At 72.7% G+C, this 15536-nt stretch carries 15 protein-coding genes, 2 pseudogenes and 1 riboswitch; of the genes and pseudogenes, 11 read left to right on the plus strand and 6 right to left on the minus strand.

Annotated elements, in window-relative coordinates; translation table 11 throughout:
* Positions 1 to 381, plus strand: coding sequence for a DUF742 domain-containing protein (locus AB5L52_RS35685; RefSeq protein ID WP_351566932.1), 381 nt, complete (start codon positions 1 to 3; stop codon positions 379 to 381).
* A 32-nt stretch (positions 382 to 413) separates the two neighbouring features.
* Here AB5L52_RS35685 and AB5L52_RS35690 read toward each other — a convergent pair whose 3' ends face one another.
* The gene (locus tag AB5L52_RS35690) at positions 414 to 965 is read right to left on the minus strand and encodes a Repetin (RefSeq protein WP_369367665.1); all 552 of its coding nucleotides are present in this window, start codon (positions 963 to 965) and stop codon (positions 414 to 416) included.
* A 307-nt stretch (positions 966 to 1272) separates the two neighbouring features.
* Between AB5L52_RS35690 and AB5L52_RS35695 the strand changes: the two genes are divergently transcribed.
* Both AB5L52_RS35695 and AB5L52_RS35700 read left to right on the plus strand, forming a co-directional pair.
* A complete protein-coding gene (locus tag AB5L52_RS35695) occupies positions 1273 to 2061 on the plus strand; it encodes a carbon-nitrogen hydrolase family protein (RefSeq protein ID WP_351028332.1) in 789 nt (262 codons plus the stop codon).
* 52 nt (positions 2062 to 2113) lie between these two features.
* A complete protein-coding gene (locus AB5L52_RS35700) occupies positions 2114 to 3811 on the plus strand; it encodes a flavin monoamine oxidase family protein (RefSeq protein ID WP_369367666.1) in 1698 nt (565 codons plus the stop codon).
* A 39-nt stretch (positions 3812 to 3850) separates the two neighbouring features.
* Here the strand turns inward: AB5L52_RS35700 and AB5L52_RS35705 are convergent, their stop codons facing one another.
* Together AB5L52_RS35705 and AB5L52_RS35710 are read right to left on the minus strand one after the other, a co-directional pair.
* On the minus strand, positions 3851 to 4780 hold the full coding sequence (locus tag AB5L52_RS35705) for an LLM class F420-dependent oxidoreductase (protein ID WP_369367667.1): 930 nt from the start codon (positions 4778 to 4780) through the stop codon (positions 3851 to 3853).
* Positions 4781 to 4877: 97 nt separating this feature from the next.
* Entirely contained in the window at positions 4878 to 5564 is a 687-nt protein-coding gene (locus tag AB5L52_RS35710) for a DUF5995 family protein (protein WP_351566920.1), read from the minus strand.
* A gap of 182 nt (positions 5565 to 5746) precedes the next feature.
* Here AB5L52_RS35710 and AB5L52_RS35715 point away from each other — a divergent pair, with 182 nt between their 5' ends.
* Positions 5747 to 6880: a glycoside hydrolase family 6 protein gene (locus AB5L52_RS35715; protein ID WP_369369019.1), complete on the plus strand. Its 1134-nt coding sequence runs from the start codon at positions 5747 to 5749 to the stop codon at positions 6878 to 6880.
* Here the strand turns inward: AB5L52_RS35715 and AB5L52_RS35720 are convergent.
* Positions 6879 to 7131, minus strand: a pseudogene (locus tag AB5L52_RS35720) (solute carrier family 23 protein); the annotation flags it as partial. The gene AB5L52_RS35715 and the pseudogene AB5L52_RS35720 overlap by 2 nt on opposite strands.
* On the opposite strand from AB5L52_RS35720, the pseudogene AB5L52_RS35725 reads away from it, so the two are divergent.
* Positions 7132 to 7239 (plus strand): annotated as a pseudogene (locus AB5L52_RS35725) (acyl-CoA thioesterase); the annotation flags it as partial.
* Here AB5L52_RS35725 and AB5L52_RS35730 read toward each other — a convergent pair.
* Complete coding sequence (locus AB5L52_RS35730; protein ID WP_369367668.1) at positions 7199 to 8413, minus strand: MFS transporter; 1215 nt, start codon at positions 8411 to 8413, stop codon at positions 7199 to 7201. The pseudogene AB5L52_RS35725 and the gene AB5L52_RS35730 overlap by 41 nt on opposite strands.
* A gap of 121 nt (positions 8414 to 8534) precedes the next feature.
* Here AB5L52_RS35730 and AB5L52_RS35735 point away from each other — a divergent pair, with 121 nt between their 5' ends.
* Positions 8535 to 9941, plus strand: a complete 1407-nt coding sequence (locus AB5L52_RS35735) for an ROK family transcriptional regulator (RefSeq protein WP_369367669.1) — start codon at positions 8535 to 8537, stop codon at positions 9939 to 9941.
* A gap of 738 nt (positions 9942 to 10679) precedes the next feature.
* On the opposite strand, the gene AB5L52_RS35740 is transcribed toward AB5L52_RS35735, so the two are convergent.
* Complete coding sequence (locus AB5L52_RS35740; protein WP_369367670.1) at positions 10680 to 11423, minus strand: SDR family oxidoreductase; 744 nt, start codon at positions 11421 to 11423, stop codon at positions 10680 to 10682.
* Positions 11424 to 11789: 366 nt separating this feature from the next.
* Positions 11790 to 11920, plus strand: a riboswitch (FMN riboswitch).
* A gap of 155 nt (positions 11921 to 12075) precedes the next feature.
* Between AB5L52_RS35740 and AB5L52_RS35745 the strand changes: the two genes are divergently transcribed.
* Genes AB5L52_RS35745 through AB5L52_RS35765 form a run of 5 tightly spaced genes read left to right on the plus strand, consistent with a single transcriptional unit; the run spans position 12076 to position 15472 of the window.
* Positions 12076 to 12684, plus strand: a complete 609-nt coding sequence (locus tag AB5L52_RS35745; protein WP_351028317.1) for a riboflavin synthase — start codon at positions 12076 to 12078, stop codon at positions 12682 to 12684.
* Positions 12681 to 13322 carry a nicotinamide riboside transporter PnuC gene (locus AB5L52_RS35750; RefSeq protein ID WP_369367671.1) on the plus strand — a complete coding sequence of 214 codons (642 nt, stop codon included), beginning with the start codon at positions 12681 to 12683 and terminating at the stop codon, positions 13320 to 13322. Before AB5L52_RS35745 ends, AB5L52_RS35750 begins: the two co-directional genes overlap by 4 nt.
* Entirely contained in the window at positions 13319 to 14656 is a 1338-nt protein-coding gene (locus AB5L52_RS35755; protein ID WP_369367672.1) for a bifunctional 3,4-dihydroxy-2-butanone-4-phosphate synthase/GTP cyclohydrolase II, read from the plus strand. The genes AB5L52_RS35750 and AB5L52_RS35755 overlap by 4 nt, the downstream gene beginning before the upstream one ends.
* 23 nt (positions 14657 to 14679) lie before the next feature.
* The gene (gene ribH / locus AB5L52_RS35760; protein WP_351028309.1) at positions 14680 to 15165 is read left to right on the plus strand and encodes a 6,7-dimethyl-8-ribityllumazine synthase; all 486 of its coding nucleotides are present in this window, start codon (positions 14680 to 14682) and stop codon (positions 15163 to 15165) included.
* Between the two features lie 34 nt (positions 15166 to 15199).
* Positions 15200 to 15472, plus strand: coding sequence for a phosphoribosyl-ATP diphosphatase (locus AB5L52_RS35765; RefSeq protein ID WP_023552153.1), 273 nt, complete (start codon positions 15200 to 15202; stop codon positions 15470 to 15472).
* Positions 15473 to 15536: the final 64 nt, after the last annotated feature.

A 15536-nucleotide genomic window follows, 5' to 3' on the forward strand; every position in this document is an offset into this window, starting at 1 on the left:
GTGAGCGACGAGCACTGGTACGAGGACGAGACCGGCCCGATGGTGCGCCCCTACATGGTGACCCGGGGCCGCACCCGGCCCTCGGGCGCGCACGCCATCGACCTGATGTCCCGGGTCACCGCGCTGGAGACCGACGCGCAAGGCCCGGACATCGACCACGCCCGCGCCGCCCTGCTCGACGTGATCCGGCGCGGCCCCCGCCCGGTAGTGGAGCTGGCCGCGGACGCCGACCTGCCCCTGACCGTCCTCCGCGTCCTGCTCGGCGACCTGGCCGAGGCGGGCCTGATCCGTATCGACGAGCCGCGCAAGCTCCCGGCCGGGGGCGCGGCCACCGACCCGGGGCTGCTGCGGGAGATCGTGGAGCGGCTGCGCGAGATCTAGGTGCCGGCACCGGCAAGTAGGCGACCGTAGAGCTAGAGCTTGGGCTGCCAGGGCACGACCTTGAAGTCACCCGTGCCCTGCTTCACCTGCTCGAAGGGAGCCGACGACACGCACGGCGGCAGGTCCTTGGTGTCCGTGGGGCTGCCGACCCCCGCCCAGCTGTAGCCCAGCCGGTCGTGCCGGCCGAGGTCGTGCACCGTGACGCCGACCCGCCTGCCCTTGGCCCCCGGCAGGTCGGACGCGGTGATCACACCGGAGACGACGGCGACCGGGCCGCCGGTGACCAGGCAGTCGACCTTGGCCTTGGCCCAGGCTCCCCGACCGTGCAGGTAGTGGCTGAACTCGAAGGTCCCGGTGGCCTTGCGCGGGTCCATGGTGTTCTTCTGCGCCAGATGCGCGTCGAAGCTGAAGGTGATGTCGTCCCCGGCCGAGCGGTACAGCTTGGCCGTACCGGTCAGCGCCGCGGCCTCGCGCGTGGGGTCGGGCGCCCCGCCGCCCGCGGCCAGTGCCGCCCCGGCCGTACCGGCGGTGATCAGCAGGGCGGTGGTGGCGGCGACGGCGGCGATCCTCGTACGACGCTTCATGACGGTCCTTTCCGCAGATCAAGCGCGTGAACTGAACGCTCACCACTCTCCCGGCGGCGGGCCGCCCGCACATCGCACCGCGGGCGGGATCCCGTCTCCGCCATCCGGCGGGGAGCACCGGCCGTGACCTGCGTCTCAGGGAGGACGGGAACCGGCCGCGAGGGCGCGCAACGAATCGCCGCCCGGCCCGCACTCCACGCAACGAACCGCGCACCGGCGCGCAACGGCTCCTTCTTGTCCGGCCGAGCGCGCCGACCGTACCTTCTTAATGACCTCCTAACCCCTCCGCGTCCGGTGAGGAACACGCATGCGTACCGCCCTGCTCCAGAGCTCCGGCCGCCCCGGCTCCGTCGTCGAGAACCTCAAGGTCCTCGACGAGGCCGCGGCCCGTGCCGCCGCCGCGGGCGCCGCGCTGCTCGCCGCACCGGAGATGTTCCTGACCGGGTACGCGATCGGCGACGCCATCGGCCGCCTCGCCGAGCCCGCCGACGGCGACTGGGCCGACGCGATCGCCGAGACCGCCACCCGGCACGGCATCGCGATCGCCTACGGCTACCCGGAGCGCGACGGCGAGACCGTCTACAACTCCGCCCAGCTGATCTCCGCCGACGGCACCCGGCTCGCGAACTACCGCAAGACCCACCTCTTCGGCTGCTTCGAGCGCGACCACTTCACCCCGGGCGAGCAGCCGGTCGTCCAGGCCGAGCTGAACGGCCTCACCGTCGGCCTGATGATCTGCTACGACGTCGAGTTCCCGGAGAACGTCCGCGCCCACGCCCTGGCCGGCACCGACCTCCTCGTCGTCCCGACCGCGCAGATGCACCCCTTCCAGTTCGTCGCCGAGTCCCTCGTGCCGGTGCGGGCCTGGGAGAACCAGATGTACGTCGCGTACGTCAACCGGGTCGGCCAGGAAGGGGAGTTCGAGTTCGTCGGGCTCTCCGTCCTCGCGGGTCCCGACGGTGTCGCCCGGGCCCGCGCCGGCCGCGCCGAACAGCTGGTGTTCGCCGACGCCGACCCCGCCTTCCTGGCCGCCTCCCGCGAGGCCAACCCGTACCTGCAGGACCGCCGCCCCGGTCTGTACGGGTCCCTGGTCTGACCGCCCCCACGAGCCCGCCCCGTTCCACCCCCGCGCAAGGAGTCCGTACCCCATGACGTCCACGGTGCCCAACGCCGTCGAGCACACCGACGAGCAGCAGCCGCCGATCACCATGTTCGGCCCGGACTTCCCCTACGCCTACGACGACTTCCTCGCCCACCCGGCGGGCCTCGGTCAGATACCCGCGACCGAGCACGGCAGCGAGGTCGCCGTGATCGGCGGCGGTCTGTCCGGCATCGTGGCCGCGTACGAGCTGATGAAGATGGGTCTCAAGCCCGTCGTCTACGAGGCCGACCAGATCGGCGGCCGGCTGCGCACCGTCGGCTTCGAGGGCTGCGACGAGTCGCTGACCGCGGAGATGGGCGCGATGCGCTTCCCGCCGTCCTCCACCGCCCTGCAGCACTACATCGACATGGTCGGCCTGGAGACCAGGCCCTTCCCGAACCCGCTGGCCGAGGCCACCCCGTCCACCGTCGTGGACCTGAAGGGCGAGTCGCACTACGCCGAGACCGTCGACGACCTGCCCCAGGTGTACCGGGACGTCGCCGACGCCTGGAACAAGTGCCTTGAGGACGGCGCCGACTTCTCCGACATGAACCGCGCCATGCGCGAGCGCGATGTCCCGCGCATCCGCGAGATCTGGGCGCAGCTGGTCGAGAAGCTCGACAACCAGACCTTCTACGGCTTCCTCTGCGACTCCGAGGCCTTCAAGTCCTTCCGGCACCGCGAGATCTTCGGCCAGGTCGGCTTCGGCACCGGCGGCTGGGACACCGACTTCCCGAACTCCATCCTGGAGATCCTGCGCGTCGTCTACACCGAGGCCGACGACCACCACCGCGGCATCGTCGGCGGCTCCCAGCAGCTGCCGCTGCGGCTGTGGGACCGCGAGCCGCAGAAGATCGTCCACTGGCCGTACGGCACCTCGCTGAAGTCCCTGCACGCGGACGGCGAGCCGCGCCCGGCCGTGACCCGGCTGCACCGCACCGCGGGCAACCAGATCACCGTGACGGACGCCGACGGCGACATCCGCACCTACAAGGCGGCGATCTTCACCGCCCAGTCCTGGATGCTGCTGTCCAAGATCGCCTGCGACGACTCGCTCTTCCCGATCGACCACTGGACCGCGATCGAGCGCACCCACTACATGGAGTCCAGCAAGCTCTTCGTGCCCGTGGACCGGCCGTTCTGGCTCGACAAGGACGAGGAGACCGGCCGGGACGTCATGTCGATGACGCTCACCGACCGTATGACGCGCGGGACTTACCTGCTCGACGACGGCCCGGACAAGCCCGCCGTCATCTGCCTGTCCTACACCTGGTGCGACGACAGCCTGAAGTGGCTGCCGCTGTCCGCGAACGAGCGGATGGAGGTCATGCTGAAGTCGCTCGGCGAGATCTACCCGAAGGTCGACATCCGGAAGCACATCATCGGCAACCCGGTGACCGTCTCCTGGGAGAACGAGCCCTACTTCATGGGCGCGTTCAAGGCCAACCTGCCCGGCCACTACCGCTACCAGCGGCGCCTGTTCACCCACTTCATGCAGGACCGGCTGCCCGAGGACAAGCGGGGCATCTTCCTCGCCGGCGACGACATCTCCTGGACCGCCGGCTGGGCCGAGGGCGCGATCCAGACCGCGCTGAACGCGGTCTGGGGCGTGATGCACCACTTCGGCGGCGAGACCGACCCGGCCAACCCGGGCCCGGGCGACGTCTACGACGACATCGCGCCCGTCGAACTCCCCGAGGACTGACCGGGAACCGGGCACAGACCAAGGCGGGGGCGGCCGGCCTCAGACTCCGGCCGCCCGCGCCTTTTCAAACACCTCGGCGGCGACGTCCGCCAGCTCCTGGGCGTCCCGCGCGCTGCCCTGGAGGTCGATGAGGATCTCGTCCAAGCCGATCCGCGCGTGCTCCACCAGGTCCTCGACGATCTGGTCCACGCTGCCCTGGAAGGGCCGGCGGTCCGCGCCCTCGTACGCCTTGGGCAGCTGGACGGTGTTCACCCGCAGAACCGTCCGGATCGGTTCGGTGCGCCCGCGCTCCTCCGCCAGCTCCCGCAGCTCGCGCCACTGGGCGGCGACCTGCTCGGCACCCAGGCCCACCGGCAGCCAGCCGTCGGCGTGGTCCACCAGCCGCCGCCACGCCCGCCTGTTGCCCGCGGCGAGCAGAATCGGGATCGGCCGGGCGGGCTTGGGCCCGACCACGGCGGAAGCGATCTTGGTCAACTGTCCGTCGTGGACGACCGGATCGGGCCCCCACACGGCCCGGCACACCTCGATGATCTCGTCCAGGACCTTGCCGCGCTCCTCGAAGGGCCGGACGGCGGAGGCCGCGTACTCGTCCAGGGACCAGCCGGTGCCGAGGCCCGCTATCACCCGGCCCCCGCTCGCCGCGTCCAGCGAGGCCAGGACCTTGGCGAGCTGGAACGGCACGTGCAGCGGCGCCACCAGGACGCTGGAACCCAGCTCCGCCCGTTCGGTGGCCGCAGCGGCCAGGGTGAGGGTGACCAGCGGGTCCGCCACGTTCCGGTACTGATCGGGCCAGGGCAGGCCCTCGACGCCGTACAGGCCCTGGGTGGCGGGCTCGGGGAACAGAGCCCGCTCGAACACCCACAGGCTGTCATAGCCGATCCGTTCGGCGGCGCGTGCCACCGCGGGCACGTCCGTGCCGATCGAGTACTGCCGCATCTGAGGAAGACTCAGGCCGAGCCGGGTCGCCATACCGCTGCTCCTCTGCGATCGGATGCTTGCGTAGCAACGTACGGCGGTCACTGGGGAGTTCCACAGGCGGCGCGCGCAGGGGCGAAATCCGGCCAGGTCAGTCGTCGAGCGGTGTCAGCAGCATCCGCCCCGCGAATCCCACCGCCGCGTCCAGCCGTTCGGCGAAGTCCTCGGCGACATCACCGCAGTGGCGCAGCGCCCACAGGGCCCGGGCCGCCGCCCAGGCCGCGTCGCGGGCCCGCTCCAGGCTCCAGGAGCCCAGCAGATGCGTGAGCGGATCCGCGATCTGGAGCAGGTCGGGACCTGGCATCAGATCCTCGCGGACACGCTCCTCCAGCGAGGTGAGGAGATCGCCCACGCGGTCGAACTCGTCCTCCAGATCGGGCGGTTCGCAGCGGAGCGTACGACAGGCGTCCACCACGGCGAGCGCAAGGTCGTGCCCGATGTGCGCGTTGATGCCCGCCAGCGCGAACTGCAGCGGCCGTACCCCGGGATGGCGGCGGAACTGGAACAGCGGACGCCAGCAGGCGGGCGGACGGCGGTCCGCGGCCGACGCGTCGACCGCCGCCAGATAGCGCTCGGCGAACCGCACGTCCAGCGCGGTCGCCGCTCGTGGGTCAGGGAACTCCCCGGCGTCCAGGCGCCGGTCGACCTCCTCGGTGACGGTGAGGTAGACGCGGTTGAACACGGCGACACCGTCCCGCTCGGGCAGGGCCGCGGCGAGGGCGCGCATCCGGGAGACGACCGCGTCGACGGGGGTGGTGAAGTGTTCCAGCTGCGCCATGGGGGAAGGGTCCCAGCCCTGGGCCGACCGGCGCGCCCGACGGGCCCGGTGCTTCGCCGGAACGGGGGAACGGACCGCCGTGGTGCGGCTGCTGAGGGGGGAGGGGTACCGTGTCAGGCTTACGTACCCGGCGGCTGGCCGAACGCCGGGCCGCACGCCGGCGTGCCGTGCGGCGCGGGGTGATGGTCACGGCGGCCTCGCTGGTGACCCTGGTCGGCGCCGTCACCGGCGTGATCTCCGCGCTGAGCGCTCCGCGGGAGGGCCGTGCCGGTCCGTCGGTCGTCCGCGGGTCCGACGTCGCCGATCGCGCCCACGCGACGAAGGCCGCAGGTCAGGCACAGCCCCGTGCCCCTTCGAGGCACGGGCCGGACACGGCGACCCCCACCTCCGCCGTCACGCGCGCCCCGAGCACGCGGTCGACCTCCCCCGCGCCCCCGCTCCTGTACCGCCATCCCGGCTCGCAGGTGCTGGACTGGGTCCGCGCCCACCCCGGCGATCCGCGCACCGTCGTCATCGCCTCACGGATCGCCGACCGGCCGGCCGCCGTGTGGTTCACCGATCCGGACCCGGGCACCATCGCCGCCCGGGTGAGCGCGGTCACCGCGGACGCGGTGGCGCAGCGCCGGGTCCCGGTGCTCGTGCCGTACACCATCCCGGACCGGGACTGCGGCGGCGCCTCCCAGGGCGGCGCGCCGGATCCCACCGCCTACGACGCCTGGATCGACGCCTTCGCTCGGGGACTGGGCCCGGGCGAGGTGATCGTCATCCTGGAGCCGGACTCCGTCGCCCAGTCCGGCTGCCTGAGCCGGGCCGACCGCGCCGCCCGGTTCGCCTCGCTGGCCCGCGCGGGCCGGGTGCTGAAGGCGGCCGATCCACGGGCCCGGGTCTACTACGACGCGGGCCACTCCGGCTGGAACCCGCCGGACAAGCAGGCGGCCCTGCTGCGACAGGCGGGCGCGGCCGACGCCGACGGCGTCTTCAGCAACGTCTCCAACTTCCGTACCACGGCCGAGGAGATGGCCTACGACCGGCAGGTCCTGGCCGCGCTCGGCGGCCCGGCGCGCCTGGGCGCGGTGATCGACACCAGCCGCAACGGCAACGGCGCCCCGCCGGACGGCCAGTGGTGCGACCCGGCCGGCCGGAGGATCGGCCGGGCCCCGACCCTGGACACCGGCGCGGCCCGGATCGACGCGTACCTGTGGGTGAAGCTGCCGGGGGAGTCCGACGGCTGCCGGGGCACGGCCGGCACCTTCACCCCGTCGTACGCCTACGACTTGGCGCGCGGAGCCTCCGGGACGCCCGACTCCGGGTCGTGAAATGCGGCAGGCCGATCCAGTCGGCCTTGGAGACGCCGGAGAGGTCCAGGCGCCAGTGGTCGGTACCGGGGGGCCAGGTTGAAGCCGATCAGCAGGACGACTGCGCCGGTGACGAACGGCGGCATCGCGGCGTGGATGATCCGCGCGCCGAACCGCTGCACCGCGAGCCCGACCAGGAACAGCGCGACACCGCCGACGAAGACCGCGCCGGTCCCGGTGGCGCTTGTCCCGCCCTGGGCACGGATGACGGCCAGGGCACCCGCGTGCTGGTCCGGCTGGACGCGTCGACGCTGCGGCCCACGCCGTGGGCCGACGCCTTCAGGGCCGTGGGCCGGGAACTGCTGCGGCCCGGGAGCTGACCCCTGCCCGCACGCCCCGCTCCCCGGCGCGCAGCACGCCCGCGCACCCCACCAGACCGCAGGCCAGCGCCGTGACCAGGCAGAACGACACCGTCAGGCTGGTCGCCTGGGCCACCCCGCCGATCAGGCCGGGCGCGATCAGCCCCGAGGTGTAGGTGATCGTCGCGACGCCCGCTATGGCCTGACTGGGGTTCGGTCCGGCGTGCCCGGCCGCCGCGAAGCACAGCGGTACGACCACCGCTATGCCCAGGCCCATCAACGCGAACCCGGCCATCGCCACCGCCGGATCCCCGGCGAGGACGATCAGCAGCCCGCCGAGCGCGGCCAGCAGACCTCCGGCGCGCACGGTGCGCACCGGGCCGAAACGGTTCACCACCGCGTCTCCGCTGATCCGGGCGATCGCCATGGTCAGCATGAACCCGGTGGTGGTGGCCGCCGCGAGACCGGCCGACGTGTCCATCCGGTCCCGCAGGAACACCGCCGACCAGTCCAGGCTCGCCCCCTCCGCGAACACCGCGCAGAAGCCCACCGCACCGATCAGCAGCGCGGACCGGGGCGGCAGCGCGAACCTCGGCGGCGGCTCCTCGTCGGCGGCCGGCTGCACGTCCAGGACCCAGCCGGCGGCCAGGACACCGAGGACGGTGAGGGTGGCCGCCGCCGGCGCGAAGTGCAGCCGGGCGTCCGCGCCGAGGTGTGCGGCCAGGGTGCCCGCCGCCGAGCCGATCAGGGCGCCCGTGCTCCACATGCCGTGCAGCCCCGACATGATCGACTTTCCGAGCAGCCGCTCGACCTCCACGCCGAGCGCGTTCATGGCGACGTCGGCCATGCCCGAGCTCGCGCCGTACACGAAGATCGCCAGGCACAGTGTGTACAGGTTCGGCGCGAGGGACGGCAGGATCAGCGACAGCGTCCACAGCGCGATCAGGCCGCGCAGCGCCGTACGGCTGCCGAAGCGGTGGCTGATCCGGCCCGCCAGCGGCATCGCGCACGAGGCGCCGAACGCCCCGAAGGCGAGCGCGAAGCCGAGCTGCCCCGCGCCCAGTGAGGCATGGTCCTGGATCCACGGCACCCGGGTCGCGAACGAGCCGGTGACGGCGCCGTGCACGGTGAACACCGCCGCCACGGCGTACCGGGCGCGCGTCACCTCGCGGTGCTCGTAGCCCACGTCCTTCATGGTCTGCCCCTCCCCGGGTGGCTGCCGCCCGCTGACCCGCCGTAAATTATCAGGGACCCTGCCTGATAGATAGGGGATATGTGGCCGTCCCGTGCCGCGTGGATCTGGGAGGATTCCCCTCATGCCCGCATCACCCAGCACCGCCCGGGCCATCAACGACCGGCTCGCCCTGAGCCTGCTCCAGCAGGAAGGCCCGCTCACGGCAGGCCAGTTGAAGCAGCTGACGGGCCTGTCCCGGCCGACGGTCGCCGACCTCGTGGAACGGCTCGGCGCCGCCGGGCTGATCACGGTGGTCGGCGAGTCCGGCGAGCAGCGCCGCGGCCCCAACGCCCGGCTGTACGGCATCGTCGCCGACCAGGCTCATCTGGCCGCGCTCGACGTCCGCACCGGGGGCGTCGACGTGCTGGTCTCCGACCTGCTCGGGCGGGTGCTCGCCGAGGCGTCCGTACCGATCGGAGGGGACACCGGGACCGGGCCCGCCGTGGAGCAGGCGGTGGCCGCGGTGGAGCGGACCGCGAAGGAGGCCGGGGCCATGGGGGCGCCCTCGCGCGAGGGCGTTCGCGGGTGGGGGAGGCTGCACACCGTCGGCATCGGCGCACCGGGCCTCATCGACCCGGCCACCGGCGATCTGCGCGACTCCGGCGGCCTGCCCGCCTGGCACCGCAGCCTGGCCGCCACTCTGCAGGAACGGCTGCCCGGGGCCCGGGTCACCGTGGAGAACGAGACCAACCTCGCCGCCCTGGCCGAACAGCGCGAGGGCGCCGCCCGGGACCGGGACACCTTCGTGCTGCTCTGGCTGGGGCACGGCGTGGGCGCGGCGGTCGTCCTGGACGGCACGCTCCGCCGCGGCGCCTCGGGCGGCACCGGCGAGATCGGCTTCCTGCCGGTCCCGGGCACCGGCTCCCTTCCCTCGGCGCGGGACTGCGACGGAGGCTTCCACTCGCTGGCGGGAGCGGCAGCCATCGGCTCCCTCGCGACGCAACACGGCCTTCCGGTCCCGACCACGATGGACGGCCCGGCCGCGGCGGAGGTGATCCGCAAGGCGGTGGCGGAAAGGACGGGGGGTTACGGTCCTGCGGGCACGGTGACCAGGGCGGGGGAGGGTCCCGCGGGCGCGGTGGGCACGACGGGGGAGCAGGGCCGTGCGGACGCGGCGGAGAGCGTGGCGGAGGGCTCTGCGGGCACGGCGGAGACGGCGGCGGAGGGTGGTGCCGCGGACGCGGCTCATTCCGGTGCCGAAGGGCCCGCCGACCGCTTCCTCCAGGCCCTCGCCGACCGGATCGCCATCGGCGCCGCGTCCGTGGTGGCCGTACTCGACCCCGGTTGTGTGGTGCTCGGCGGAGAGGCCGGGCAGGCCGGCGGCCCGGTCCTCGCGCACCTCGTCGAGGAGCGGCTCCGCCGGATGTCGCCCCTGCCCACGGAGGTCCGGGCGAGCACCCTCGGTGGTACGGCGGTGCTCCGCGGCGCCCTGCTGACTGCCCGGGACCGGGCCCAGGACGAACTGTTCGCACCTTCGGACCGGAACTGACTGTCACGCTGGGCGTGGGGCTCGGTCTCCGGGTGGGGGCTGGCCCTGAACTGGGCGTGGGGCTCGGTCTCCAGACGGGAACTGGCTGGTTACCAGGCGCGCGGCTCAGCGGTCGGACGGATGGAGCTGACCGCCGCACGGGCGTGGGCGCGGCCGAGTCCGTCGCCCAAACCTGTCTGCCCCCAACCCCGCCTGCCCGCGACCGCCCTCTCCCTGCCGTCCTCGCCTACCCGCCCGCCCCGGGCCGCCTGTGCCGCCCGCCTTCTCCAGGCCGCCTCCGGCGCCCGTCTACTCCAGGCTGCCTCCGCCGCCCGCCTTCCCCGGGCCGCCTGTGCTGCCCGCCTTCCCCGGGCCGCCTGTGCTGCCCGCCTTCCCCGGGCCGCCTGTGCTGCCCGCCTTCCCCGGGCCGCCTGTGCTGCCCGCCTTCCCCGGGCCGCCTGTGCCGCCCGCCTTCCCCGGGCCGCCTGTGCCGCTCGCCTTCTCCAGGCCGCCTGCGCTGCCCGCCTTCCCCGGGCTGTCTGTGCTGCCCGTCTACTCCAGGCTGCCTCTGCCACCCGTCTACTCCAGGCTGCCTGTGCCGCCCCCTCCTCCAGGCCGCCTCTACCGCCTGCCCTCCCCAGGCCCCCTCCGCCGCCCGCCTCCTCCAAGCCGCCTCCACCGCCCGCCTTCTCCCGGCCGCCCTCCCTAGGCCCCCTGAGCCGCCCCCTTCTCCCGGCCCGCCTCCCCCCGCCCGCGTCGTCACCCCCCGAACCGTCGCCCCAGGTACTCCTCGAACGTCGCCTTCCCCACGGCGCGTTCGGGTGTCAGCAGGCCTCCTGCGCGAGCGGCGCGGTAGGTGCGGCCGAACAGCGGTACCTGTGCCACGGCCCGGCGGCGGCCGGTCGCGCGGAGGTAGGCGCGGGCCAGGGAGTCGAGGGTGCGGACTTCGGGGCCGCCCATGTCCGCGACCCGTCCGGCCGGAGCACCGAGCGCCAACTCGGCCAGGCGGTCGGCGACTTCGGTCACCTCCACCGGCTGGTCCGGGACCCCGGCCGGGACCAGCAGCGCGGGCGACTTCGCCAGCCCGGCCAGGATCGTGACCAGCAGGTCGTGGAACTGGGTCGTGCGCAGGACCGTCCAGCCGAGCCCCGACGCCTCGATCCGGCGCTCCACGGCCAGCTTGGTCCGGTAATAGCGGAGGGGCACCTGGTCGATGCCGACGATGGAGATGTAGACCAGATGGCCCACCCCGGTCCGCCGGGCCGCCGCGATCAGACGGCCGGCCGCCTCCTCGTCCCCGCCCCGCGGAGAGCTCGCGCAGTGCACCACGGTCTGCACACCGGCGAGCGCGGCGTCCAGCCCGCTCCCGCCCACGCGCAGATCGACGGCGTACGGCGGTGTGTGCCGGCTGAGCACCCGCACCTCGTGCCCCTCCGCCCGCAACCGGTCCGTCACCCGTCGGCCGAGCGTGCCGGTCCCGCCGGTCACCAGGATCGTGGTCATGCCGTTCGTCCCTTCGGACTCCGTGTGCCCCCGATCGGAGCACCCTCGTCCACTGAGACCGTGCGGCCCCCGGGAAATGTGACATCGGCCGAACGCCGCACGTCGGTGACGGTCCGGGCGGGCGCACTGTGGCGGTCCGGCGGCGGGCAAGGGCCGTCGTCACCGCCGCCGGACCCGTCCGCACCCTAAAAGGACTAGACCATTGTGGTCAATGGGTCCGGACCAAGGTCAATCCGCCCTGGCAGTAGGGAAGTTGTACGCCACGACTGCGCCGCGCAAGTCCCGCGACACGCACTGTGAGGGAGCCCACACCCCTCGCCTGTCTGCATCGCCACCCGGCGTGGCACACTGACTCTGTACCAGAAGCAGCGCACTCCGGGGTCGGTGAAAGTCCGAACCGGCGGTTACAGTCCGCGACCCGGTCGCTTCCAGCGGCCGGTTGACCAGGTGAAATTCCTGGACCGACGGTTAAAGTCCGGATGGGAGGCAGTGCGCGGCGGGCGAGCATGTACCCATGCGCGCCGCCGACTCTGGACTCGTCCGTACGGGACGGGTCCCTCTTTCGGCGTCGCCTCGGTGTGCTCACCCGTACATTCTGTCGTCATCGACAGGCCCCGGAGTCCGTGCCCGAAGAGGCAGGAGGACCCGGGAAGTGTTCACCGGAATCGTCGAAGAGCTGGGTGAGGTCACCGCCGTCGAGAATCTCGGCGACGCCTCCCGCTTCCGGCTTCGTGGCCCCGTCGTGACCAAGGGCGCGCAGCACGGCGACTCCATCGCCGTGAACGGGGTCTGTCTCACCGTCGTGGAGCACGAGGGCGACGAGTTCACCGCCGACGTCATGGCCGAGACCCTGGACCGCTCCAGCCTCGGCGCGCTCACCGTCGGCTCCCGCGTCAACCTGGAGCGCCCCACCGCCGTGGGCGCGCGCCTCGGCGGGCACATCGTGCAGGGCCATGTCGACGGCACCGGCGCGGTGCTGGAGCGCAAGCCCTCCGACAACTGGGAGATCGTGAAGATCTCGCTCCCCGCGGACCTCGCCCGGTACGTGGTCGAGAAGGGCTCCATCACCGTCGACGGCATCAGCCTCACCGTCGTGGAAGCCGGGCCCGACTACTTCACCATCAGCCTCATCCCGACCACCCTCGCCCTGACCACGCTCGGCGTGAAGCAGCCCGGCGACCCGGTCAACCTCGAGGTCGACGTCATCGCCAAGTACGTCGAGCGTCTCCTCGGCGACCGCGCCCAGGGAGCGGGCAAGTGAACTGGCTGAACTCCGAAGCCTTCACCCTCTTCGGCCAGCGCATCATCTGGTCGGACATGGTGGGCAACATCCTCGGTCTGATCACCCTCGCCCTCGGCTGGCGCCGCTCCCTGTGGACCTGGCCCGTGCAGTTCCTCTCCGGCCTGGTCCTCTTCGCCGCCTTCTACGGCCATCTGACCGGCAGCGCCGGCAAGCAGACCGTCGTCATGGCCGTAGCCCTGTACGGCTGGTGGCAGTGGCAGCGCAGCAAGGGCCGCTCCGCGGACGGCCACATCGCCCCCCGCTTCGCCACCTGGCGCGAGCGCGCGACGATGCTCGGCGCGGCCGCCGCCGGCACGATCGCCGTCGCCCAGCTCTTCACGGCCTACCCGTCCCTGTCCTGGGACCCCTGGCCCGACGCCTACATCTTCGTCGGCACCGTCGTCGCCATGTACGCCCAGGCCAAGGGCATGGTCGAGTTCTGGATCGCCTGGCTGCTCGTCGACCTCGTCGGCGTCCCCCTCAACTTCGCCAACGGCTACGCCTTCTCCGGCTTCGTCTACGTCATCTACGGCGCACTCGTCCTGTGGGGCATGCGCGACTGGTGGCTGCGCTCCCGCCGGGGCGCGCAGCCCGTCCTGGAAGGAGCCCCGGCATGACCTCGGCACCGCCCCTGTACGCCACCGACCCCATCGAGACCTTCGGGCTCGACCCCATCGAGCAGGCCATCGCCGACATCGCGGCCGGCCGCCCGGTCGTCGTCGTGGACGACGAGGACCGGGAGAACGAGGGCGACCTCGTCGTCGCCGCCGAAAAGGCGACCCCCGAGATCGTCGCCTTCATGATGAGCGAGTGCCGGGGGCTCATCTGCGCCCCCATGGAGGGCCCGGAGCTCGACCGGCTGCGGCTGCCGCAGATGGTCGAGGACAACACCGAGTCGATGAAGACCGCGTTCACCGTGTCCGTCGACGCCTCCGCCGCGCACGGAGTGAGCACCGGTATCTCGGCCGCCGACCGCGCCACCACCCTCCAGCTGCTGGCGAGCGGCGCGGCGGAGCCGACGGACTTCGTCCGCCCCGGCCATGTCTTCCCGCTGCGCGCCAAGCCCGGCGGCGTCCTCGTCCGCAACGGCCACACCGAGGCCGCCGTGGACCTCGCCCGGCTCGCGGGGCTCCGCCCGGCCGGCGCCATCGTGGAGATCGCCGGTGAGGACGGCCGGATGCTCCGCCTGCCCGAGCTGATCCCGTTCGCCCGCAAGCACGGCCTGACGATCATCTCCATCGAGGACCTGATCGCCTACCGCCGCAGCAGCGAGCCCACCGTCCGCCGCGAGGCCGAGACCCTACTGCCCACCAAGCACGGCACGTTCACCGCCCACGGCTACCGCTCCACCGTCGACGGCGTCGAGCACGTCGCCCTGGTCCACGGCGACATCGGCGACGGCGAGGACGTCCTGGTCCGCGTCCACTCCGAATGCCTCACCGGCGACGTCTTCGGCTCCCTGCGCTGCGACTGCGGCCCCCAGCTGGACACCGCCCTGGCGCGCATCCAGGAGGAGGGCCGGGGCGTGGTGGTCTATCTGCGCGGTCACGAGGGGCGGGGCGTCGGCCTGCTGTCCAAGCTTCGCGCGTACGAGCTCCAGGAGCAGGGCCGCGACACCCTGGACGCCAACCTCGAACTCGGCCTGCCCGCCGACGCCCGCGACTACGGCGCCGGCGCGCAGATCCTCGCCGACCTCGGCGTGCGCGGCGTCCGGCTGATGACCAACAACCCCGACAAGACCGACGCACTGCTGCGCCACGGCCTGAAGGTCACCGGCCGCGAGCCGATGCCGATCCAGGCCGGCGAGCACAATCTCCGGTATCTGCGCACCAAGCGCGACCGGATGGGGCACGACCTGCCCTGGCTGGACACGCCCGCGGTGACCGCCTCCGCGGCCGTGCCGGCAACAGCTTCTGTGGCCGCCCCCGCGGCCACCTGCGGCAACCAGTGAGCAAGAAGGCACTTAGGAGACACGTGAGCGGCAAGGGTGCACCGGAACTGTCCGTACGCAACGCGAGCGACCTCAGGGTCGCCGTCATCGCGGCGCAGTGGCACGAGAAGGTGATGGACGGTCTGGTGAACGGCGCCCTGCGCGCCCTGCACGACCTGGGGATCGACGAGCCGACCCTGATCCGGGTCCCCGGCAGCTTCGAACTGCCGGTCGCCGCCAAGGTGCTGGCCGGGCGCGGCTACGACGCCGTGGTCGCCCTCGGCGTCGTCATCCGGGGCGGCACCCCGCACTTCGACTACGTGTGCCAGGGCGTCACCCAGGGCCTCACCCAGGTCAGCATCGAGACCGGCGTCCCCGTCGGCTTCGGCGTGCTCACCTGCGACACCGAGGAGCAGGCCCTGGACCGGGCCGGCCTGGAGGGCTCGAACGAGGACAAGGGCCACGAAGCGGTGACCGCGGCGGTCGCGACCGCCGCCACGCTCCGCTCAGTATCCGAACCCTGGCACTGAGGCAGCGGCCGGAGCGCGTAGGGTAAGGACCACCATGTCCAAGAAGACGTTCGAGGAGCTCTTCACCGAGCTCCAGCAGAAGGCCGCGCACGGCGACCCCGCCACCTCCCGCACCGCAGAGCTGGTCGGCAAGGGCGTCCATGCCATCGGCAAGAAGGTCGTCGAAGAGGCCGCCGAGGTCTGGATGGCCGCCGAGTACGAGGGCAAGGAGGCGGCCGCCGAGGAGATCTCCCAGCTGCTGTACCACGTCCAGGTGATGATGGTCGCCCGCGGGATCTCCCTGGACGACGTCTACGCCCATCTGTGAACCGCCCGCTGTATAAGACGTATCAGCCGTACGAGCCGTAGAAACCCCTTCACGCAAAGGAAGC

This window comes from Streptomyces sp. CG4, from assembly GCF_041080655.1.
Classification (GTDB): Bacteria; Actinomycetota; Actinomycetes; order Streptomycetales; family Streptomycetaceae; genus Streptomyces.